The 21443-nt window shown below is 72.4% G+C and carries 18 protein-coding genes; 6 read left to right on the forward strand and 12 right to left on the reverse strand.

The annotated features are described in order from the left end of the window. Nucleotides 1–70 precede the first annotated feature (70 nt). The 3 genes from ACIGXP_RS37705 to ACIGXP_RS37715 are packed head-to-tail and all read left to right on the forward strand — an operon-like array spanning nucleotide 71 to nucleotide 3146. Complete coding sequence (locus ACIGXP_RS37705) at nucleotides 71–736, forward strand: bifunctional DNA primase/polymerase (protein ID WP_399776196.1); 666 nt, start codon at nucleotides 71–73, stop codon at nucleotides 734–736. A gap of 50 nt (nucleotides 737–786) precedes the next feature. Continuing rightward, nucleotides 787–1563, forward strand: a complete 777-nt coding sequence (locus ACIGXP_RS37710) for an ABC transporter ATP-binding protein (protein ID WP_363213820.1) — start codon at nucleotides 787–789, stop codon at nucleotides 1561–1563. Beyond that, entirely contained in the window at nucleotides 1560–3146 is a 1587-nt protein-coding gene (locus ACIGXP_RS37715; protein ID WP_399776198.1) for a transporter, read from the forward strand. The genes ACIGXP_RS37710 and ACIGXP_RS37715 overlap by 4 nt, the downstream gene beginning before the upstream one ends. Before the next feature lie 93 nt (nucleotides 3147–3239). On the opposite strand, the gene ACIGXP_RS37720 is transcribed toward ACIGXP_RS37715, so the two are convergent. After that, nucleotides 3240–4127, reverse strand: coding sequence for an alpha/beta fold hydrolase (locus ACIGXP_RS37720; protein WP_399776200.1), 888 nt, complete (start codon nucleotides 4125–4127; stop codon nucleotides 3240–3242). A 315-nt stretch (nucleotides 4128–4442) separates the two neighbouring features. Beyond that, on the reverse strand, nucleotides 4443–5135 hold the full coding sequence (locus tag ACIGXP_RS37725) for a metal-dependent transcriptional regulator (RefSeq protein WP_031169316.1): 693 nt from the start codon (nucleotides 5133–5135) through the stop codon (nucleotides 4443–4445). Nucleotides 5136–5420: 285 nt separating this feature from the next. Between ACIGXP_RS37725 and ACIGXP_RS37730 the strand changes: the two genes are divergently transcribed. Together ACIGXP_RS37730 and ACIGXP_RS37735 are read left to right on the forward strand one after the other, a co-directional pair. Beyond that, nucleotides 5421–6176 carry an SIS domain-containing protein gene (locus tag ACIGXP_RS37730; protein WP_363213817.1) on the forward strand — a complete coding sequence of 252 codons (756 nt, stop codon included), beginning with the start codon at nucleotides 5421–5423 and terminating at the stop codon, nucleotides 6174–6176. Nucleotides 6177–6582: 406 nt separating this feature from the next. Then, nucleotides 6583–7971 carry a PAS domain-containing protein gene (locus ACIGXP_RS37735; protein ID WP_399776203.1) on the forward strand — a complete coding sequence of 463 codons (1389 nt, stop codon included), beginning with the start codon at nucleotides 6583–6585 and terminating at the stop codon, nucleotides 7969–7971. Between the two features lie 23 nt (nucleotides 7972–7994). Here the strand turns inward: ACIGXP_RS37735 and pdxH are convergent, their stop codons facing one another. Beyond that, nucleotides 7995–8681: a pyridoxamine 5'-phosphate oxidase gene (gene pdxH / locus ACIGXP_RS37740; RefSeq protein WP_399776205.1), complete on the reverse strand. Its 687-nt coding sequence runs from the start codon at nucleotides 8679–8681 to the stop codon at nucleotides 7995–7997. Nucleotides 8682–8882: 201 nt separating this feature from the next. On the opposite strand from pdxH, the gene ACIGXP_RS37745 reads away from it, so the two are divergent. Beyond that, complete coding sequence (locus ACIGXP_RS37745) at nucleotides 8883–9983, forward strand: citrate synthase 2 (RefSeq protein ID WP_399776207.1); 1101 nt, start codon at nucleotides 8883–8885, stop codon at nucleotides 9981–9983. Between the two features lie 94 nt (nucleotides 9984–10077). On the opposite strand, the gene ACIGXP_RS37750 is transcribed toward ACIGXP_RS37745, so the two are convergent. From ACIGXP_RS37750 to ACIGXP_RS37790, 9 genes are all read right to left on the reverse strand, one after another. Then, nucleotides 10078–11112, reverse strand: coding sequence for an isopenicillin N synthase family dioxygenase (locus ACIGXP_RS37750; protein ID WP_399776209.1), 1035 nt, complete (start codon nucleotides 11110–11112; stop codon nucleotides 10078–10080). Between the two features lie 257 nt (nucleotides 11113–11369). After that, nucleotides 11370–11969 (reverse strand): TetR/AcrR family transcriptional regulator, encoded by a 600-nt coding sequence (locus tag ACIGXP_RS37755; RefSeq protein ID WP_399776211.1) that lies wholly within the window; start codon nucleotides 11967–11969, stop codon nucleotides 11370–11372. A gap of 4 nt (nucleotides 11970–11973) precedes the next feature. After that, entirely contained in the window at nucleotides 11974–12708 is a 735-nt protein-coding gene (locus ACIGXP_RS37760; protein ID WP_399776213.1) for an enoyl-CoA hydratase family protein, read from the reverse strand. Then, on the reverse strand, nucleotides 12705–14276 hold the full coding sequence (locus ACIGXP_RS37765; RefSeq protein ID WP_399776215.1) for a 4-coumarate--CoA ligase family protein: 1572 nt from the start codon (nucleotides 14274–14276) through the stop codon (nucleotides 12705–12707). The genes ACIGXP_RS37760 and ACIGXP_RS37765 overlap by 4 nt, the downstream gene beginning before the upstream one ends. Before the next feature lie 23 nt (nucleotides 14277–14299). Then, the gene (locus ACIGXP_RS37770) at nucleotides 14300–15460 is read right to left on the reverse strand and encodes an acyl-CoA dehydrogenase family protein (protein WP_399776217.1); all 1161 of its coding nucleotides are present in this window, start codon (nucleotides 15458–15460) and stop codon (nucleotides 14300–14302) included. Between the two features lie 7 nt (nucleotides 15461–15467). Then, complete coding sequence (locus tag ACIGXP_RS37775) at nucleotides 15468–17312, reverse strand: biotin carboxylase N-terminal domain-containing protein (RefSeq protein ID WP_399776219.1); 1845 nt, start codon at nucleotides 17310–17312, stop codon at nucleotides 15468–15470. Between the two features lie 8 nt (nucleotides 17313–17320). Then, a complete protein-coding gene (locus ACIGXP_RS37780) occupies nucleotides 17321–18919 on the reverse strand; it encodes a carboxyl transferase domain-containing protein (protein WP_363213807.1) in 1599 nt (532 codons plus the stop codon). Continuing rightward, the gene (locus ACIGXP_RS37785; RefSeq protein ID WP_399776221.1) at nucleotides 18916–20592 is read right to left on the reverse strand and encodes an acyclic terpene utilization AtuA family protein; all 1677 of its coding nucleotides are present in this window, start codon (nucleotides 20590–20592) and stop codon (nucleotides 18916–18918) included. Before ACIGXP_RS37785 ends, ACIGXP_RS37780 begins: the two co-directional genes overlap by 4 nt. Continuing rightward, nucleotides 20589–21383 carry a TIGR03084 family metal-binding protein gene (locus ACIGXP_RS37790; RefSeq protein WP_399776223.1) on the reverse strand — a complete coding sequence of 265 codons (795 nt, stop codon included), beginning with the start codon at nucleotides 21381–21383 and terminating at the stop codon, nucleotides 20589–20591. The genes ACIGXP_RS37785 and ACIGXP_RS37790 overlap by 4 nt, the downstream gene beginning before the upstream one ends. Nucleotides 21384–21443 lie beyond the last annotated feature (60 nt).

The raw sequence follows: 21443 nt of genomic DNA on the forward strand, positions 1-21443 counted from the left end.
CGGAATCGATGCTCCACCCCGGCGCGCGGTCCAGCCGTAACTCCAGGTGGGCGCGGGAGTTGAGAGGGGCGTGGAAGAGACGATCGCGGGCGCCCAGAACACTCAGATTGCCGGTCAGATTCCGCAGCAACGCAGGGAGTCGCTGCTGGAGACCGCCGTACGCTACGCCGAGGAACGGCACTGGGACGTGTTCCCGGGCACCTGGCTGGAAGCGGTCGCCGGCCAGCAGCGCTGCTCGTGCAGCGATGCCTCCTGCCCTGCGCCGGGTGCGCACCCCGCGCGCCCCGACTGGGCGACGCAGGCGACCGGCAGCGCGACCGTCGCCCGCCGGATGTGGCAGAAGCAGCCGACGGCGTCGATCCTGCTGCCGACGGGGCGGACGTTCGACGCGCTGTCCGTCCCGGAGAGTGCGGGGTTTCTGGCTCTCGCCCGTATGGAGCGGATGGAGTTGACGCTGGGGCCGGTGACTCTGTCTCCCGACCGGCGGATGAACTTCTTCGTACTGCCGGGGGCGTCGGCGAAGGTGCCGGAGCTGGTACGGAAGTTGGGGTGGTCGCTTCCGTCCCTGGATCTGGTCGCCCTGGGCGAGGGGGCGTACGTGGCCGCTCCGCCGACCCGGTTCGGGTCCCGTGGGGCCGTGCAGTGGGCTTGTCGGCCCACGCCGGCGAATCGGTGGTTGCCGGACGCAGAGGAGTTGATCTCGCCGCTGGCCTACGCCTGCGGCCGGGACCGGTAGCGCAGTTCCCCGCGCCCCTGAGGGAATGCCCCCGCCGCTAGCCTTCGTGCATGACCGAAGCCGCAGTACGCGTCCGAGGGCTCTGGAAGCAGTTCGGGCAGCAGGTTGCCGTCGGCGGGATCGATCTCGACCTGCCCGCCGGGAAGTTCATCGGGCTGGTCGGGCCGAACGGGGCCGGGAAGACCACCACCTTGTCCATGGTGACCGGGTTGCTGCGACCCGACGGCGGCACCGTCGAAGTCGTCGGTCATGACGTGTGGCGGGACCCCGTGGCCGTCAAGGCGAGGATCGGCGTCCTTCCCGAGGGGCTGAGGCTGTTCGAGCGGCTGTCGGGGCGGGAGTTGCTCGGGTACGCGGGGCGGCTGCGCGGGCTGCCGGGGGGCGAGGTCGACAAGCGGGCCACCCAGCTGCTGGACGTCCTCGACCTGGCCGGGGCCCAGCACAAGCTCGTCGTCGACTACTCGACCGGCATGCGCAAGAAAATCGGGCTCGCCGCAGCCCTGCTGCACAATCCCGACGTGCTCTTCCTCGACGAACCGTTCGAGGGCGTCGACCCGGTGTCCGCGCAGACCATCCGGGGCGTCCTGGAGCGCTACACCGCCTCCGGAGCAACCGTCGTCTTCTCCTCCCACGTCATGGAGCTCGTCGAGTCGCTGTGCGACTGGGTGGCCGTGCTGGCGGCCGGACGGATCCGCGCGACCGGCCCGCTGACCGAGGTGCGCGGCGCGCATCCGACGCTCCAGGGGGCGTTCCTGGAACTGGTCGGGGCCGGCGGCCGGGACACCGGGTCCGATCTGGACTGGCTGGGCGGCGGGGCGGCCCGATGACGAGCCTGACCTCCACCCTCGTACGGCTGAAACTGTCGCTGCTGCGGAACGGGCTGCGGCAGTCCGGGGGCCGGCGGGCCGCGTTCGTCGCCTCGGCGGTCGTCACGGTCCTGTTCGCTCTGCTGCAACTGCTGGGGCTGCTCACGCTGCGCGGACACGCGCACGCCGACGCCGTCGCCGTACCGGGTACGGCCGTACTGGCGCTGGGCTGGGCGGTGCTGCCGCTGGTCTTCCCGACCGGCGACGAGACGCTGGACCCGACCCGGCTGGTGCTGCTTCCGCTGCGCCCGGGGCCGCTGGTCCGGGCGCTGCTCGCGGCCTCCCTGGTCGGCACCGGCCCGCTGTTCACCCTGCTGGTCCTCGCGGGCTGCGCGCTGTCCCTGGCGCACGGCGCGGCGGGCTGGCTGTGCGCCGTCGTCGCCGTCGCGCTCGCCCTGCTGATCTGCGTGGCACTGGCCCGGACCGTCGCCACGGCCAACGCACGGCTGCTGAGCAGCAGGAAGGGCCGCGATCTGGCCGTCCTGAGCGGGCTGGTGATCGCGGTCGGGGCACAGCTGGTCAATTTCGGGGCACAGCAGCTGGGTTCGGCGGGGCTGCGGCCCCTGCAGCCGGTCGCGGAGGTGCTGTCCTGGGTGCCGCCCGCTTCGGCGGTGGCGGCGGTGCGCGCGGCGAGCGAGGGCGCGTACGGCATCGCGCTCGCCCGACTCGCCGTCACGGCAGCCGGGCTGGCCGTGCTGATCGCCGGGTGGGCGCGGAGCCTCACCCGGCTGATGACCGCGCCCGACGCGTCCACGCTGCAGCCGGCCGAGACCGGGGGCCGCAGCCGCTCGGCCGCCGGACTCGGCCGGCTGCTGCCGCAGGGCCGCACGGGCACGGTCATGGAACGCAGCCTGCGCTACCTCTGGCGGGATCCGAAGACCAAGGCCGCCTGGGTCACCGCGCTGGCGATCGGGCTGATCGTGCCGGTGTTCAACGCCGTGCAGGGCACCGGATCGGTCTACTTCGCGTGCTTCGCGGCCGGGATGCTCGGCATCCAGATGTACAACCAGTTCGGGCAGGACACCTCCGCGTTCTGGATGGTGGCCGCGACCATCTCCTCACCCCGGGACGCCCACGCCGAACTGCGCGGCCGTGCCCTGGCCCTGCTGCTGGTCACCCTGCCGTACGCGGCGCTCGTCACCGTGCTGACCACAGCGCTGCTGGGCGCCTGGGCGCGGCTGCCGGAGGTCCTCGGCCTGTCCTTCGCGCTGCTCGGGGCGATGCTCGCGACCGGCGCCTGGACCTCGGCGCGCTTCCCGTACTCCATCCCCCAGGAGGGCCACAAGAATGTCGCCCCGGGTCAGGCGGGCCTCGCCTGGATCTCCATCTTCGGCGGCATGGTCGCAGCGGCCCTGCTCTGCTCCCCCGTCCTCACCCTCACCATCTGGCTCCACGTGAGCCGGGGCGGGGAGGCGTGGGGGTGGCTGCTGCTCCCGGCGGGGGCCGCGTACGGCACCGGTCTGACGCTCGCGGGCCTGCACCTGGCAGCCCCGAGAACGGCAGCACGGCTGCCGGAGATCCTGACGGCTGTCAGCAAGGGGTAGGGGACTCACCCAAGGGGCGCGGGGAACTGCGCGAACAACCGCATACAACCCGCAGCCGCCGACGAGACACCCACTCGGCGGACGAGAAGGCGCTCACTCCCCGAGCACCCGGTCAATGAACGGCTGCACAGCTCCCCGCCAGGCCGACGGCAGTTCATAGTGCGCAAGATGCCCGGCATCGGAAACCTCCGCGTACTCCCCCGCCGGAAGCACCCGCACCATCTCCTGCGCCTCCGCCCGCCCCAGCTCCCCGTCCACACCCCGCACCACCAGCGTCGGGCACCGCACCTGAGCGAGCTCCTCCCAGTGCGCGTCGTACACCCAGCTCTCCCGGGTCCGCAGCATCTGCTCCGGCTCGAACACCGGGCGCCAGCCATCCGCGGACTCGTGCATGACCTCGGAGTAGAAGGCGCCGCGGGCCGGGCTCGGCCGCTCCACCCAGGGATCGTCCTCACCGAACCACTTGCGTACATCGGCGAGCGTGGCGAAGGGCACGGGCCAGGCCCTGAACCAGTCCGCCCACTCCCGCTGCGAGGCGGCCCCCAACGCGGAGGCCCGCATGTCGCAGATGATCAGGCCCCGGACCAGTTCGGGTCGCTTCGCCGCGAGCTGCCAGGCGGTCAGCGCACCCATGGCGTGGCCGACGAGAAGCGCGGGGGCGAGGCCGAGCTGCTCGATCGCGGCCTCGGCGTCCTCGACGTAGGCCTCGCGGGTGTAGGCGGCCTGCGGGGGCTTCTCGCTCTGGCCGTGGCCGCGCTGGTCCAGGGCGACGGCGCGGTGGCGAGCGGCGAGCCAGCGGGCGGTCGAGGCCCAGTGGGAGGCTCGGCCCATCAGGCCGTGAAGTAACAGCACACCCGGACCGCCGGGCTCGGGGTCCGGCCCGCCGTCCGCCCCGTCGAGTCCCGTCTTGGGCGGGTCGGCGAACTCCCAGGCGGCCAGGCGCACACCGCCCGCCCCCCTCACGTCCATGCGCCGCGCCATGGGCCTGGCACCCCCCAGCTCCGCCTGCCTCGTACCGGTGTACTGCCGTACTCGTACTCGCTGCTGTCGCTGTCGTACTGCCGCCGCAGACTATCGAATGCCCATTCGAAAGATCTGCCCCTGCTGACAACACCCCTCATTCGAGTGACACCCCTCAAGGAATGATCGCCGCCGCCCAGGGGATCTTTTCTGGCGGGAGGCGGACCGCTCGGGGAAAAACGGTCCGAGGGGGATGACCCTGAGAGCTCGGGGCTCCGGGTCAGCACAGGGGAGGACAGGCCCCGGCGCCACCAGGCGCCGGGGCCTTGCCCCTGCTCAGCGCTTGGCGACGAACACGTGCGAAGCGACGTCCGCCTCCAGCTCGGCCGCCTCGCCACCGCTGCCCACCAGCACACCGCCGGCCGACTCCGTCACGCTCACCACGGAACCGGGCTGCACACCCGCGCGCCGCAGCGTGTACATCAGCTGCGCGTCCGTCTGGATCGGCTCGCCGATACGGCGGACGACGACCGTCTTGCCGTCCGTGCCCGGATCCAGGTCGGCCAGCGAGACCATGCTCTCGTCCAGGAACGGATCGGCGCCGTCCTTCTCGCCCAGCTCCTCCAGGCCCGGGATCGGGTTGCCGTACGGCGACTCGGTCGGGTGCCGCAGCAGCTCCAGCACGCGCCGCTCGACGGCCTCGCTCATCACGTGCTCCCAGCGGCAGGCCTCCGCGTGCACCTGCTCCCACTCCAGGCCGATCACATCGACGAGGAGACACTCGGCCAGCCGGTGCTTGCGCATCACGCGCGTGGCGAGCCTCCTGCCCTCGTCGGTCAGCTCCAGATGCCGGTCGCTGGCCACGGACACCAGGCCGTCGCGCTCCATCCGCGCGACCGTCTGGCTCACCGTCGGCCCGCTCTGGTCGAGCCGCTCCGCGATGCGGGCGCGCATGGGCACGACGCCTTCCTCTTCGAGTTCGAGGATGGTGCGGAGATACATCTCCGTGGTGTCGATCAGTCCGGACATACGTGCCCCTCGATTACCTCTGCCGGCAGCCCGGCGCGTGCGCTGGCCCTGGCACCAATTCTGCCGGATCCCACTGACATCCGGGGGACGCCGGGGAAACGGGGGGCCGCCGCGGGGGTATGGGTCCACTGCCGGGTGCGGGTCCGCGCCGGCTGCTCGCGCAGTTTCCCACGCCCCCAGGGACAACGGAGTGACACCGGTGCCCGGCGACCCGGGCCGTATTGACACCGCACTGGTCCAGACCGCACGGTGATCCGCGACACAGACGCTGCGAAGGGGCACCGCATGAGCGACGGCACGCCTGCCGACCTGTTCTTCGACGCCGCCATCACCCTGCTGCAACGGGTCCGCGAGGAGGAGGCCGGGCCGATCACCGAGGCCGCCACCCTGCTGGCCGACACCGTCGCCGCCGGAGGACGCCTGTTCGCCTTCGGCGCCGGCCACTCCTCGCTGGCCGCCCAGGACGTCGTCTACCGGGCGGGCGGCCTCGCCCTGATGAACCTGCTCGCCGTCCCCGGCGTCGTCGGCGTCGACGTCACCCCGGCCACCCTCGGCTCCGCCCTCGAACGCGTCGACGGACTGGCGAGCGCCGTCCTCGACACCTCCCCCCTCCGCTCCGGCGACGCCCTCGTGATCATCTCCCTCTCCGGCCGCAACGCCCTGCCCGTGGAGATGGCCGCCCGCGCCCGCGCGCTCGGCGTCAAGGTCATCGGCGTCACCTCCGTCGCCTACGCCGCACGGACCACCTCCCGGCACGGCTCCGGCACCTTCCTCAAGGACCACTGCGACGTCGTCCTGGACTCCAAGATCGCGGTGGGCGACGCGGAACTCACCCTCGACACCATCCCCGCACCCTTCGCCCCCGCCTCCACGGTCGTCACCAGCGCCCTGATGCAGGCCGTCATGGCGACCACCGCCGCCACCCTCGCCGACCGCGGCATCGAACCCCCGCTCCTGCGCTCCGGCAACGTCGACGGCGGCCACGAGTGGAACAGCCGCGTGCTGCGGGAGTACGGCGACCGGATCTTCTACCGGCGCTGAGACGCGGACGCCCCCTGAAGCGCAGACGACCCGAAACGCAGACGACCCGCGAGCTCGGGTCCTCCGCCTCTCGGCGGAGAAGCCGGCCGGACGTACCGGCGAGCTCGCGGGTCGGGTGGACTGCTTGGGATTGGGCCGGCTGCACGCCTGTCACGTGCTGGTCCGGCACCGCACTGGATGTGGTGGCGGACCGCTAGCCCGCAGCCACCTCACGCGTCCGGTATTCATACATCTGCCGAACCACCTCCCTTCTCGTGTACCCCACACCCTAGGAAGCCGACGGGAGGCGCTCAACCCCTTTTTCCGGTGCGCATTGACTCCCTCAATCTTGCGGGAACAGGATGTGGGCTGGGTCACGTTCCAGTTGAATGAAGGCCGGACGTAACGCAGCCTCCAGGGGGTCCAGGTGAGTGCTTCCCGGCGGAGTGGGACCACCGATGAGCTGGGGCCGGACGAGCCCGGTGAGTCCGGGGGCTCCGATCTGCTCGCCGCGCTGCTCGACGGCATGGACGCGGCACTGTGTGCCTTCGACGCGGACGGGGTCGTCACGCACTGGAACCGGGAGGCCGAGCGGATCCTCGGCTGGACGGCCGCCGAGGCGGTCGGGCGGCACGGGTTCGCCGGGTGGGCGGTGCGCAGTGCGGACGCCGAGGAGGTGCAGGCCCGGCTGATGTCCGCGATGCACGCGCCCGGGCGGCAGGTGCATGAGTTCGCGCTGGTCACCAAGGGCGGCGGGCGGGTGCTCGTACGGACGCAGTCCGCCGCCGTGCGCGGGCCCGAGGGGAAGCCGGCCGGGGTGTACTGCGCGTTCAGCGAGGTGCATGCGCAGATCGATCTGGAGCGGTCGATCGCGCTGAGCGAGGCGCTGTTCGAGGACGCGGCCTGGGGGGTCGTACTGATCGACGCCGATCTGCGCCCGGCCGTCGTCAACGCGCACGCGGCCCGTGCCCTCGGGATCGGGCGTACGTCCGCGCTGGGCAGGCCGCTCGGCGAGCTGCTCGCGCAGGGCGTGGAGGAGCTGGAGGCCGCGCTCACCCATGTGCTGGCCGAGGGCGCGCCGCCCGCGCCCGCCGAGATGTGGGTGACCGTGCGCGGTGCGCAGAGCGAGGAGCGGCGCTGCTGGCGGAACGGGTTCGTGCGGCTGGCCTCGCCGCTCGCGGAGGAGCCGGTGCCGCTGGGTGTCGGCTGGCTGTTCCAGGACGTCACGGAGGCCAAGCAGGGCGAGCAGGAGGCGGCTCTGCTGCGGTTCCGGACGAACCAGTTGCACCGGGCCGCACGTGCCGCCGCCGAGTGCGAGGATCCGGCCGAGGCGGCCGTCGTCCACCTGGACTTCGCCCTCGCGGGCTTCGCCGATCACGCGTTGATCGACCGTACGGCGCCTTCCCCGCGTTCGGCGGACGAGGAGGCGGCGGTACGGCTGGTGCGGCTCGCCGCGACGCCCGCCGGAGCGCCGGGGCCGAGCCTGCTGACGGGTGCGGCCGGGCTGCCCGTGCGGTACGAGGCGGGTCATCCGGCGCTGCAGTGCGTGGAGCGGGCCGGGGCCGTGCGTGCGGACGCGGGGTCGGTCCCGGCGGAGCGGGCACGGGAGTGGGCGCTGGCCCGGCAGTGGCCGGGTGACGCGGTGCACGCGCTGTGCGCGGTGCTGCGCAGCCGGGGGCGGACGCTGGGGGTGGTGACGTTCCTGCGCGGCGCGGGCCGCAGCCGCTTCGAGCGGTCCGACACGGCCTACGCGGAGGATGTGGCGGTCCGTATCGCGGCGGCGCTGGATCTGGCGGAGGCGGTGCGGGACACGTAGGCCTCCGGGTGGCCCGGTGCCGTTCAGGGGCTGAGGCGTTCCACCTTCCAGCGGCCGTCGGGCTGAAGGACGTACCGCAGGCGGTCGTGGAGGCGGTTTTCGCGGCCCTGCCAGAACTCGATGGTTTCCGGGGTGATGCGGTAGCCGCCCCAGTGCGGGGGGACGGGGACCTGCTCGTCCTCGGGGTAGCGGGCTTCCAGGTCGGCGTAGGCGGTGTCCAGTTCGGCGCGGGAGGCGATGACCGAGGACTGGGCGCTGGCCCAGGCGCCCAGCTGGGAGCCGTGCGGGCGGCTGCGGAAGTAGGCGGTGGTCTCGTCGCGGCCGGTGCGGTGGCCGGTGCCGGTGACGATGACCTGGCGGGCGAGCGGGTGCCAGGGGAAGAGCAGGCAGATGTGCGGGTTCTCGGCGAGGTCGCGGGCCTTGCGGGAGTCGTAGTTGGTGTAGAAGACGAAGCCCTCGGTGTCGAACTGCTTCATGAGGACCGTGCGCGAGCTGGGGCGGCCGGCCGCGTCCGCGGTGGAGACGATCATCGCGTTGGGTTCGTAGACCGTGCCGTGCAGGGCCGCCCGGGCGGCGTCCTCGAACCAGCGGGCGAACTGGTCCATGGGGTGGGTGGCGAGATCCTGTTCGGCGAGGCCCTCCGCCCGGTACTGCTTGCGCATGGCGGCGGGGTCGAGGAGGGGGTCCAGGAGGGGTTCGCGGTCGGTCACGCGGTCATCTTGCCGTACGTCCCGACATGCCGTGCGTCCCGTCCGGCGGTACCGGACGGCGCTGGCACTGAGTGTCGTACGGGCTCCCCAAGGGCGACACTGGGGGTTATCGTGCTGGTTCCCTTGCGGTTTGGGTGACCACCGGCCGATCGGGGCATCACCGGGGTGACCGCCGCCGACCACATCACGAGGAGCCGCCTGATGTCCGATTTCGTACCCGGACTCGAGGGAGTCGTCGCGTTCGAGACGGAGATCGCCGAGCCGGACAAGGAGGGCGGCGCCCTGCGGTACCGGGGCGTCGACATCGAGGACCTGGTCGGGCACGTCTCGTTCGGGAACGTGTGGGGGCTGCTGGTCGACGGCGCCTTCAACCCCGGTCTGCCGCCCGCCGAGCCGTTCCCGATCCCGGTGCACTCCGGGGACATCCGGGTGGACGTGCAGTCGGCGCTCGCGATGCTGGCGCCGGTGTGGGGGCTGAAGCCGCTGCTCGACATCGACGAGCGGCAGGCACGGGAGGACCTGGCGCGGGCCGCCGTCATGGCGCTGTCGTACGTCGCCCAGTCCGCGCGGGGACAGACGCTGCCGATGGTGCCGCAGCGGGAGATCGACAAGGCGAAGTCGGTCGTGGAGCGGTTCATGATCCGCTGGCGGGGTGAGCCGGATCCCAAGCATGTCGCGGCCGTGGACGCGTACTGGACGTCCGCCGCGGAGCACGGCATGAACGCGTCGACGTTCACGGCGCGGGTCATCGCGTCGACGGGTGCGGATGTCGCTGCGGCGCTGTCGGGGGCGGTGGGGGCGATGTCCGGGCCGCTGCACGGGGGTGCGCCGTCGCGGGTGCTCGGGATGATCGAGGAGATCGAGCGGACGGGCGACGCGGAGGCGTACGTCAGGCAGGCCCTGGACCGGGGTGAGCGGCTGATGGGGTTCGGGCACCGGGTGTACCGGGCGGAAGATCCGCGGGCGCGGGTGCTGCGGCGTACGGCGCGGGAGCTGGGTGCTCCTCGGTTCGAGATCGCTGAGGCGTTGGAGAAGGCCGCGCTGGAGGAGCTGCACAACCGTCGGCCGGACCGGGTGCTGGCCACCAACGTGGAGTTCTGGGCGGCGATCATGCTGGACTTCGCCGAAGTTCCGGCGCACATGTTCACGTCGATGTTCACGTGTGCGAGGACCGCCGGGTGGTCGGCGCACATTCTGGAGCAGAAGCGGACCGGTCGTCTGGTGCGGCCTTCTGCTCGGTATGTGGGGCCGGGGCCGCGCAGGCCCGAGGACATCGAGGGGTACGGAGCGATCGCCCACTGAGAAGGACGGTCGGGGCGCGTGGGCGACTGCCGGCCGGTTGTGGCTGGTCGCGCAGTTCCCCGCGCCCCTGAAAAGCGCCTCTTCGGGGCGCTTTTCACGCAGGCGCCAGCAACTCCGCATGGTGCTTCTCCGCCACCAGCGGGTGGGCCCTGAGTTTGCCCTTGAGTTCGTTGTAGCCGTACTCGGCGTACAAGGGGTTCGTCGGGTCCGTGGTGATGCCCGGGGCCTTCGACGCGTGCGGGAAGGGCAGGGGCTCGACCCTGGCGTCCAGGCGGGGGTTGTAGAAGAACGGGACCGAGAAGCGTTCCGTCGCTCCGGGCGGGCTGACCACGCGGTGGTTGGTGGCGAGGAGGTAGCCGTTGGTGGCGACCTCCAGGAGTTCGCCGAGGTTGACGACGAAGGCGCCCGCGATGGGCGGGACGTCGTGGAAGTGGCCGTCCTCGCGCTGGACTTGGAGGCCGCCGACCGTGTCCTGCAGGAGCAGGGTCAGGAAGCCGTAGTCCTTGTGGGCGCCCACGCCCTGGTCGGTGCCGTCGCCCGCGCTGCCGGGGTAACGGACGAGCTTGAGGTGCGGATGGGCGTGGTCGCCGAAGACCGGGTCGTAGAAGTCGGCCGGGGCGCCGATGGCCGTCAGGAGCTCGTGCAGGAGGCGGTGGGCGACTCCGCTCAGCCTGTCGATCCAGGCGAGGGCCGCCGTGCGGAGTTCGGGGAGGGCGGCGGGCCACTGGTTAGGGCCCTGCAGCCACCAGTACGGGGGCTCGCCGGGGGCGGGGACGCGGGCGGGCCGTTCGGCGCCGATGTCCAGCTGGTCGCGCCAGTCGCGGGCGCCGGCGGTGCGTTCGTCGCCGGTGCGGGTGTAGCCGCGGAAATGGGGCGAGTTGATGTTGTCGAGGACGAGGCGGTCGGCCTCGGGGAGGGCGAAGAAGGCGCGCATGGCGGTGTGCAGCGCGTCGGTCTCGGCCGGGGTCACGCCGTGTCCGACGAGCTGGAAGAAGCCGACGTCGTGCGCGGCGCTGTGCAGTTGGGCGTGGAGCAGTGCGCGCGCCTGGGGGCCGCGGTCGGCGGCCGACAGGTCGATCACGGGGAGCTGGTGGTACGACGAGGTCGTCGTCGCGGTGTGCGTCGTCATGAGTGCGTCCACAGGGGTGTGTGGGCCACGGGCAGGCCGCCGAGGGTAGGGGCGGCGCCCAGGATGCCGTAAAAAAGTGGGGAAGAAAGGGGCTGAATCAGGCCGAACGGCGACAGCCCATGCTCGTGACGCGCACGTAGTCCACGTGGCGACGGCGAACGAGCATCGGAAGCATGCGGCAAGGGTACTGCCCCTTGCCGGATACGGGTGTGGCCCACTTCACGGGCTCGGCACCGGCTCCGGCACCGCGCACCCGCTCAGCCCAGGGCCTGGTCCAGCAGGTCGGCCCATTGGGCGACGACCCGTTCCCGGCGGGCGGTGTCGTCGGTGAGGAGGTTGGCGAGGCCGAGACCGCGGGCCATGTCGAGCAGGCCCTGGACGGTCTCACGGACGCCGGGACGGGTCTCGTCGGCGCCGAGGAGGTCGACGGCGATGCGGTGGGTCTCGCGGCCGACGCGGGCCTCCAGCTCGGTGACCCGCGGGCGCAGCTGGTCCTCGTCGCAGGCGGCGACCCACAGGTGCAGGGCGGCGCGGAAGAGGGGGCCGGTGTAGAGGTCGACCAGGGCGGAGACCACGGCACGGCGGTCGGCGGGGCCGGCCGGGAAGAGGGCCCTCAGGGCGGTGGAGCGTTCCTCGGCGACGTACTCGACGGCGGCCGTGAACAGGTCCTCGCGGGTCGGGAAATGGTGCTGGGCGGCGCCGCGGGAGACGCCGGCGCGTTCGGCGACGACAGCGACGGTGGAGCCCGCCCAGCCGTGTTCGGCCAGGCAGGCCACGGCGGCCTCCAGGAGCCGCTGCCGGGTGGCCCGGCTGCGGTCCTGCTTGGGTACGCGGTCGCGTTCGACCGTCGTGCTCATGTCCTCACACCACCCATGCCGCATCGCGTCTTTCCAGGAAGGCCGTCATCCCCTCCCGGGCCTGGGCGGAGGAGAACAGCCGGGCCGAGAGCGCGGTCAGTTCCGCCGCGTCCCGGTCGAACGTCTCCAGCACCCTAGCCGTGAGCAGCGATTTCGTCTCGGCCAGGCCCTGGGGGGAGGAGCGGCGCATGCCGTCGAGGACCGGGGCGAGGGCTTCGTCGACGTCGTCGGCGGTGACCGTGACGAGCCCGACGCGCACGGCCTCGCGCGCGTCGAAGCGTTCGCCGGTGAGGTAGTAGCGGGCCAGAGCGCGCGGGTCGGCACGCGGGATCACCGGGAGGGAGATCACCGCGGGGGCCACGCCGATGCGGACCTCGGTGAAGGCGAAGGTGGCCGCCGTGGAGGCGGCGGCGATGTCGCAGGCGGCCAGGAGGCCGAGGCCGCCCGCGCGGACATGGCCGGTGACCCGGGCGACGACGGGTTTGCGCAGGTCGAGGATCTGGCGCAGGAGGCCGGTCAGGGCGTCCGGGTGGGGCGGGTCGCGCAGGTCGGCGCCGGCGCAGAAGGTGGTGCCGGTGTGGGTGAGGACGACGGCGCGTACGTCGGGGTCCTTGCCGCAGTCGGTGAGGGCGCCGGCGAGTTCGGAGACGAGGGCCGCGGACAGGGCGTTGCGGGTGCCGGTGGCGTCGAGGCTGAGGGTTTCGACGGCACGCGCGCGGGTGCGGCTGATCGGTGTCACGGCAGCTCCCTCAGTTCCCGGCGCAGGATCTTGCCGGAGGCGGCGCGGGGGACGGTGTCGATGAAGGTGACCTGGCGGATGCGTTTGTAGGGTGCCACGCGTTCGGCGACGTACAGCATGATCTCGTTCTCCGTCAGCTCCTCGGCGGCCTCCGCCCGGCGGACGACGAAGGCGTGCGGGACTTCGTTGCCGTCGTCGTTGCAGGAGCCGATGACGGCGGCGTCGGCGATGCCGGGGTGGGTGAGCAGCAGGGCCTCCAGTTCGGCGGGGGCCACCTGGAAGCCCTTGTACTTGATGAGTTCCTTCACGCGGTCGACGATGAACAGCCAGCCGTCCCCGTCCACCCGGCCGACGTCTCCGGTGTGCAGCCAGCCGTCGGCGTCGATCATCGCGGCGGTGGCGTCGGGGCGGCCGAGGTAGCCCTTCATCACCTGGGGACCGCGGATGAGGACCTCGCCGGCCTCGCCGGTGCCGAGGTCCTTGTCGGGGTCGTCGAGGGAGACGATGCGCATCTCGGTGCCGGCGATGAGCCTGCCGACGGTGCCGGCGGGGGCGTCGTGCAGCCGGTCGAGGGGGACGACGTGGGTGCCGGGGGACAGTTCCGTCATGCCGTAGGCCTGGCCGATCGGGGGCAGGCCGAGCCGCTCGGAGCAGGCGCGGGCGAGGGCGGCGTCCAGCGGGGCGGCGGCGCTCATGACGTACTTCAGTGAGGAGAGGTCGTAGCGGGTGACCGCGGGGTGCTTGGCGAGGGCGAGGACGATCGGCGGGGCGACGTACAGGCCGGTGATGCGGTGCTTCTCGATCGCGGAGAGGAAGGTGTCGAGGTCGAAGCGGGGCAGGACGACGACCGTGGCGCCCTTTCGCAGGGGCGCGTTCATCAGGGCGGTGAGCCCGTAGATGTGGAAGAACGGCAGCACGGCGAGGATGCGCTCGTCCGGTCCGGTCGGGACGGCGGGCTCCAGCTGGGCGAGGTTGGTGGCTATCTGCCGGTGGGTGAGCATCACGCCCTTGGGGATGCCGGTGGTGCCGGAGGAGTACGGCAGCGCGGCTATGTCCTCGTCCGGGTCGATGGTGACGTGCGGTTCGGGGGCGGTGGTGGCGAGCATGTCGATCAGCGAGCGGTGTCCGGGTGCGCTGTCGCAGACGAAGATCTCCCGTACGCCGCCCGCGAGTTCGGCGGCGCGGCGGGCCGTCTCCAGCAGGGGTGAGACGGTGACGATCCAGCCGGCGCGGCTGTCGCCGAGCTGTTTGGCGAACTCCTCGGGCGTGGCGAGCGGGTGCACCGTGGTGACGGAGGCACCCGCGCGCGTGGCGGCGTAGAAGGCGGTCGGGAAGACGATGGTGTTGGGGCTGTGCAGGGCGAGGACGTCGCCCTTGCGCACACCCGCGTCGGCGAGTGCGGCGGCGATGCGCCGGTGGAACCGGTCCACCTGCTCGTACGTGAGGGTGGTGCCGTCCGTGCCGTCGATGAGTGCGGGGCGTGCGCCGAAGCCGGCGGCGTGCCCCAGGACGGCGTCGTGGATGGGAAGCGCTACGGGCGGAACGTCTGCGTACTCGCTGCGGAACACGGTTCCTCCTCGCACGGGTGCCCTCAGTACGACTTGGGCAGGCCCAGGGTCTGGTGGGAGACGTAGTTGAGAATCATCTCCCGGCTCACCGGAGCAATACGAGCCACGCGCGCGGCCGTTATCAATGAGGCGAGCCCGAATTCCCGCGTGAGCCCGTTGCCGCCGAGGGTGTGCACGGCCTGGTCGACGGCCTTCACGCAGGCCTCCCCGGCCGCGTACTTGGCCATGTTGGCCGCCTCGCCCGCGCCGAGGTCGTCGCCGGTGTCGTAGAGGTGGGCCGCCTTCTGCATCATCAGCCGGGCCAGTTCCAGGTCGATGTGCGCCTGCGCCAGGGGGTGGGCGATGGCCTGGTGGGCGCCGATGGGCGTCTTCCAGACGGTGCGGTCGCGGGCGTACTCGACGGCTTCGGCGAGCGCGTACCGGCCCATGCCGATCGCGAAGGCGGCCGTCATGATGCGCTCGGGGTTCAGCCCGGCGAACAGCTGCAGCAGGCCGGCGTCCTGGTCGCCGACGAGCGCGTCCGCCGGGAGCCGTACGTCGTCCAGGACCAGCTCGAACTGCTTCTCCGCGGCGCTGAGTTCCATGTCGATCGGGCGTTTCTGGAAGCCCTCGGTGTCCGTCGGGACGATGAACAGGCAGGGTTTGAGGTGTCCGGTGCGGGCGTCTTCGGTGCGGCCGACGATGAGGACGGCGTCTGCCATGTCGACACCGGAGATGAAGACCTTGCGGCCGGTGAGCAGCCAGTCGGTGCCGTCGCGGCGGGCCGTGGTGGTGATGCGGTGGCTGTTGGAGCCGGCGTCGGGTTCGGTGATGCCGAAGGCCATGAGGCGGGTGCCGTCGGCCAGTCCGGGGAGCCACGTGCGCTTTTGTTCCTCTGTGCCGAAGCGGGCGATCACTGTGCCGCAGATGGCCGGCGAGACCACCAGCATGAGCAGGGGTGAGCCAGCGGCGCCCAGCTCTTCGAGGACGATGGAGAGTTCGGTTATGCCGCCGCCTCCGCCGCCGTACGCCTCCGGCAGGTTGACGCCGAGGTAGCCGAGCTTTCCGGCGTCGGCCCAGAGTTCGGTCAGGGGCTTTCCCGCGGCGACGGTCTGGACGAGGTAGTCACGGCCGTAGCGTTTGCCGAGGGCGGCCACCGCCGCGCGGAGGGCTTGGTGCTCTTCGGTTTCGATGACGGGAGACATGGGGCTCCTAAGAAGAGGTTTCCTGCACCACGGCGAGCAACATTCCTGGTTCCACCTGCTGGCCGGTCTTGGCGTGCAGGGCGGTCAGCGTTCCTGTGACCGGCGTCGAGATCTGGTGCTGCATCTTCATCGCCTCCAGCCAGAAGAGGCCTTGACCGGCCTGAACCGTTGCCCCTTCCGTCAGACCCTCGGCGATGCGTACGACCGTGCCCGGCATGGGGGCCAGGAGGGAGCCCGGGGCGAGCTGGGCGGCGGGGTCGGGGAAGCGGGGCAGGGCGGTCAGGCGGGTGGAGTCGACGTACACCTCGTCGCCGTAGGCGGACACCTGGAACCGGCGCCGCACACCGTCGGCTTCGAGGACGACCAGGTCGTCCGCGGTGTGCACGACCCGCACCCCGTCCGCGGCCGGCCCCTGCCTGGTGTGCCGGTAACGGACCTCGTGCTCCTGCCCCGCCATCGCGTACCGCTTGACCTGCGGCTGTGAGGGCACGTTGCGCCAGCCGCCGAAGCGGGAGCGGCCGTGGGCGTCGGCGAGGGCGGCGGCCAGCGGGGCGTACGGGTCGGGGGCGGGCTCGGTGAGTCCGGCGAGGTGGCGGTCGTAGAAGCCGGTGTCCATGCGGCCGCTCGTGAACTCCCGGTGGCGCAGCGAGCGCACCAGCAGGTCCCGGTTGGTGACCGGGCCGTGGATCACCGCGCGCTCCAGTGCGCCCGCGAGTCTGCGGATCGCCTCCGCGCGCGTGGGGGCGTGTGCGACGGCCTTCGCGAGCATGGGGTCGTAGTGGACGCCGATGTCGTCTCCGTCGCCGTAGCCGGTGTCGAGGCGGACGCCGGGGACCGTCAGGCGGTGCAGGGTGCCGGTCTGCGGGGCCCAGCCGTTCGCCGGGTCCTCGGCGTAGAGGCGGGCCTCGACGGCATGGCCACGCGCGCGTGGCGGGTCGGCTGCGAGGGGGTGGCCCTCCGCGATGCGGATCTGTTCGGCGACCAGGTCGAGACCGAACACCGCTTCCGTGACGGGGTGTTCGACCTGGAGGCGGGTGTTCATCTCCAGGAAGTGGGCCTTGCCGTCGGCCACCAGGAACTCCACCGTGCCCGCGCCGACGTACGCGACGGCGCGGGCGGCGCGTACGGCCAGCGTGCGCAGCTCGTCCTCCAGCTCCGCCGAGAGCCCGGGCGCCGGCGCCTCCTCGATCACCTTCTGGTGGCGGCGCTGCAGGGAGCAGTCGCGGGTGCCCAGCGCCCACACCGTGCCGTGCGCGTCGGCGAGCACCTGCACCTCGACGTGCCGGCCGTTCTCGACGTACGGCTCGACGAACACCTCGCCGTCACCGAAGGCGCTCGCGGCCTCGGCGCGCGCGCCCTCCAGTGCGGCGTCCAGCTCCTCCAGGCGGCGCACGACGCGCATCCCGCGCCCCCCGCCGCCGGCGGCCGCCTTCACCAGTACCGGCAGATCCGACTCGCCCACCTCGGTCAGGGGCGCGAGCCCCATCAGCTTCTTCGCGCGGGTCTTGGACGCCATCGCCTCGATCGCCTCCGGGGGCGGGCCGATCCAGGTCAGACCGGCGTCGAGGACGGCGCGGGCGAAATCGGGGTTCTCGGAGAGGAAGCCGTAGCCGGGGTGCACGGCGTCCGCGCCGGCGGCCAGGGCCGCCTTCACGACCAGGTCGCCGCGCAGATACGTCTCGGCGGGCGCCTCGCCCGGCAGCCGTACCGCCGTGTCGGCCACGCGCGTGTGGAGCGCGTTCTCGTCGGCGTCGGAGTGCACGGCGACCGTCCGGATGCCCCGCTCACGGCAGGTGCGGAAGATCCGGCAGGCGATCTCGCCCCGGTTGGCGACGAGCAGAGTGGCAATCACGTGGTCCCTCACATCCGGAAGACGCCGAAGCCGCCGCGCGCGCCCTCGTAGGGGGCGGTGTGGACGGCGGACAGGCACAGGCCGAGGACGGTGCGGGTGTCGCGCGGGTCGATGACGCCGTCGTCGTACAGCCGCCCGGACAGGAACATCGGCAGCGACTCGGACTCGATCTGCTGCTCCACCATGGCGCGCAGGGCGGCGTCCGCGTCCTCGTCGTACGGTCGCCCCTTCGCCGCCGCCGACTGCCGGGCGACGATCGACAGCACGCCGGCGAGCTGCTGCGGGCCCATGACGGCGGACTTGGCGCTGGGCCAGGCGAACAGGAAACGGGGGTCGTAGGCGCGTCCGCACATGCCGTAGTGCCCGGCGCCGTACGACGCCCCCATGAGCACGGACAGGTGCGGGACCCTGCTGTTGCTGACCGCGTTGATCATCATCGCGCCGTGCTTGACGATCCCGCCCTGCTCGTACTCCTTGCCGACCATGTAGCCGGTGGTGTTGTGCAGGAAGAGCAGCGGGATGTCGCGCTGGTTGGCGAGCTGGATGAACTGGGCGGCCTTCTGGGACTCCGCGCTGAACAGGACGCCCTGCGCGTTGGCGAGGATTCCGACCGGGTAGCCGTGCAGGGCCGCCCAGCCGGTCACCAGACTGGTCCCGTACAGCGGCTTGAACTCGTCGAAGTCGGAGGCGTCGACGATCCGGGCGATGACCTCGCGCGGATCGAAGGGGATCTTGAGGTCGCCGGGGACGATGCCGAGGAGTTCTTCCGGGTCGTACTTGGGCGGCTCGGCGGGGCCGGGGTCCGGATACGCCTTGCGGTGGTTGAGGCGGGCGACCACGCGCCGCGCCTGCCGCAGGGCGTCCGGCTCGTCGGCGGCGAAGTAGTCGGCGAGGCCGGACACGCGCGCGTGCATCTCCGCGCCGCCCAGGGACTCGTCGTCGCTCTCCTCGCCGGTGGCCATCTTCACCAAGGGAGGGCCGCCGAGGAAGACCTTCGCCCGCTCCTTGACCATGATCACGTGGTCGGACATGCCGGGGATGTAGGCGCCCCCGGCGGTGGAGTTTCCGAAGACGACCGCGATCGTCGGAATCCCGGCCGCCGACAGCCGGGTGAGGTCGCGGAAGATCGCGCCGCCGGGGATGAAGATCTCCTTCTGCGACGGCAGGTCCGCACCGCCCGACTCCACCAGGCTGATGCAGGGCAGCCGGTTGGCGAGGGCGATGTCGTTGGCGCGCAGGGCCTTCTTCAGGCTCCACGGGTTGCTCGCGCCACCGCGTACGGTCGGGTCGTTGGCGGTGATCAGGCACTCCACGCCCTCGACCACGCCGATGCCGGTGACGAGCGAGGCACCCACGGTGTAGTCGCTTCCCCAGGCGGCGAGCGGGGACAGCTCCAGGAAGGGGGTGTCGGGGTCGAGCAGCAGCTCGATGCGTTCGCGGGCCGGCAGCTTGCCGCGCTCGCGGTGCCTTTGCACATACTTCTCGCCGCCGCCCGCGAGCGCCTTGGCGTGCTCGGCGTCGAGTTCGGCGAGCTTGGCGAGCATGGCCTCGCGATTGGCCCGGTGGTCGTGGCTGCCCGGGTCCAGGGCCGAGGTCAGGGTGGTCACAGCAGGGCCTCCGGGATGTCCAGGTGGCGGGAGCGCAGCCATTCGCCGAGCGCCTTGGCCTGGGGGTCGAAGCGGTGCCGGGCGGCGACGCCCGCGCCGAGGATGCCCTCGACGACGAAGTTGACGGCGCGCAGACGGGGCAGCACATGCCGGGTGACGGGCAGGTCCCGGCTCTCGGGGATCAGCTGCCGGAACCTTTCGGCGGTCAGCTCGTGCGCGAGCCACCGCCAGGCGTCCTCGCTACGGGCCCACACGCCGACGTTGGCGTTGCCGCCCTTGTCCCCGCTGCGGGCGCCGGCGACCAGCCCGAGCGGCGCACGCCGGGCCGGACCGGCCGGCAGCGGCTCGGGCAGGGGCGGAGGGGGTACGTCGGCCAGGGGCCGCGTCTCCTGGGGCGGTGGCACGGGGATACGGCGGCCGTCATGGAGGACGGCCCTGTGGTCGACGGCGCCATGGGGGACGTACACATCCTCGAAGACCCCATAAGGGTCGCCCTTTCCGGGTGGGGACAGCACATGGAAGCCCGGGTAGCTGGCGAGCGCCAGCTCCACGGCGGCCCCGCTCAGCGCCCGCCCGACGACCCGTTCGTCCGCGTCCCGTACGACGAGCCGCAGCAGGGCGCTCGCGGTCTCCTCGGTGTCGGCGTCGGCCCGGTCGGTGCGGACCAGTTCCCAGCGGACCTCGTCCGGGGACGCCTTGGCGAGCGCGTCGGTGAGCTGCTCGCGCACCAGGTCCGCCTTGGCCTCGATGTCGAGTCCGGTGAGGACGAAGACGACCTCGTTGCGGAAGCCGCCGAGCCGGTTGAGGCCGACCTTGAGCGTCGGCGGCGGCGCCTCCCCGCGCACGCCCTCGATCCGCACCCGGTCCGGGCCGTCCTGGCTCAGCCGTACGGTGTCCAGCCGGGCGGTGACATCGGGCCCGGCGTACCGGCCGCCCCCGGTCTCGTACAGCAGCTGGGCGGTGACCGTGCCGACGTCGACCAGGCCTCCGGTGCCGGGGTGCTTGGTGACCACACTGCTGCCGTCGGCGTGGATCTCGGCGAGCGGGAAGCCGGGCCGCCGCATGTCGGCCTCCCGGAAGAACGCGTAGTTCCCGCCGGTGGCCTGCGTCCCGCACTCCAGCACGTGCCCGGCGACGACGGCGCCCGCGAGCCGGTCGTACGCGCCGGGCCGCCAGCCGAAGTGGGCGGCGGCGGGCCCGGTGACGAGGGCCGCGTCGGTCACGCGCCCGGTGACGACGATGTCCGCGCCGGCCCGCAGGCACTCGGCGATGCCGAAGCCGCCGAGGTAGGCGTGGGCGGCGAGGGCGCCGGGGTGACGGGCGGTGAGGTCGTCGCCCTCGACGTGCGCGACGGCGGCCGGGATGCCGAGCCGGTCGGCCAGCTCCCGCACCGCGTCGGCGAGTCCGGCCGGGTTGAGTCCGCCGGCGTTGGTGACGATCCGGACGCCGCGTTCCCGGGCGAGGCCGAGACAGTCCTCCAGCTGGCGCAGGAAGGTGCGGGCGTACCCGGCGGAGGGGTCCTTCAGCCGGTCGCGGGCGAGGATCAGCATGGTGAGTTCGGCGAGGTAGTCGCCGGTGAGGACGTCCACCTCGCCGCCGGTGAGCATCTCGCGCAGGGCGCCTGCGCGATCGCCGTAGAAGCCGGAGAAGTTGCCGATGCGCAGCACCGTCACGCCGGTGCCCCCTTCGGCGGGCGGCCGGTGCCGGGCGGGCCCGCGAAGGCCTGCGCGATGTCCAGCCAGCGGTCGGCGTCCGGGCCGACGGCGGTCAGGGAAAGGTCGGCGCGATGGGCACGCTGGGTGACGAGGAGGCAGAAGTCGAGTGCGGGACCGGTGACGCGTTGCGGGGCGTCTTCGGGGCCGTGTGCCCACACCTCGCCGGAGGGCGCCGTGAGTTCCACGCGGAACTCGTCGGTGGGTGGAGTGAGCCCGTGGACGGTGTGGGCGAAGTCGCGTGTGCGCACCCCGAGTCGGACCACATGCCTGAGCCGATCGGTGGGTGGGCGGACCACACCCAGCGCATCGGCGATGTCCAGTCCATGGGCCCAGGTCTCCATAAGACGGGCCGTGGCCATAGAGGCGGCCGACATGGGCGGGCCGTACCAGGGGAATCGGGCCCCGGGTGGGGCGGCACGCAGCGCCCGGTCGAGCGCGTCACGGCCCGCCCGCCACTGCGCCAGCAGCTCGGCGGGCGGCAGCCGGGCGCCGTCCTCCGCGCCCTGGTCCACGAACGAGCCGGGGGCGGTGAGCGCCTTCTCGACCAGCGTCTGGAAGGCGTCCGGGTCGGTGACGGCCAGCAGCGCCGAGCGGTCGGTCCAGGCCAGGTGGGCGATCTGGTGGGCGAGGGTCCAGCCGGGCGCGGGAGTGGGGAGCGCCCACTGTTCGGGGCTCGACTCGGCAATGAGCCGGTCGAGTTCCTCGCTCTCCGCGCGCAGGTCGTCGATGACGGGCGTGGGGTCGGCCATGGGGGGAGCATGGCAGCGACCCCAGAAACAATCAAGCACGCTTGCATGAAAACAAGGGGC

The sequence above is a fragment of the Streptomyces sp. NPDC053069 genome, assembly GCF_044546895.1.
GTDB lineage: Bacteria > Actinomycetota > Actinomycetes > Streptomycetales > Streptomycetaceae > Streptomyces.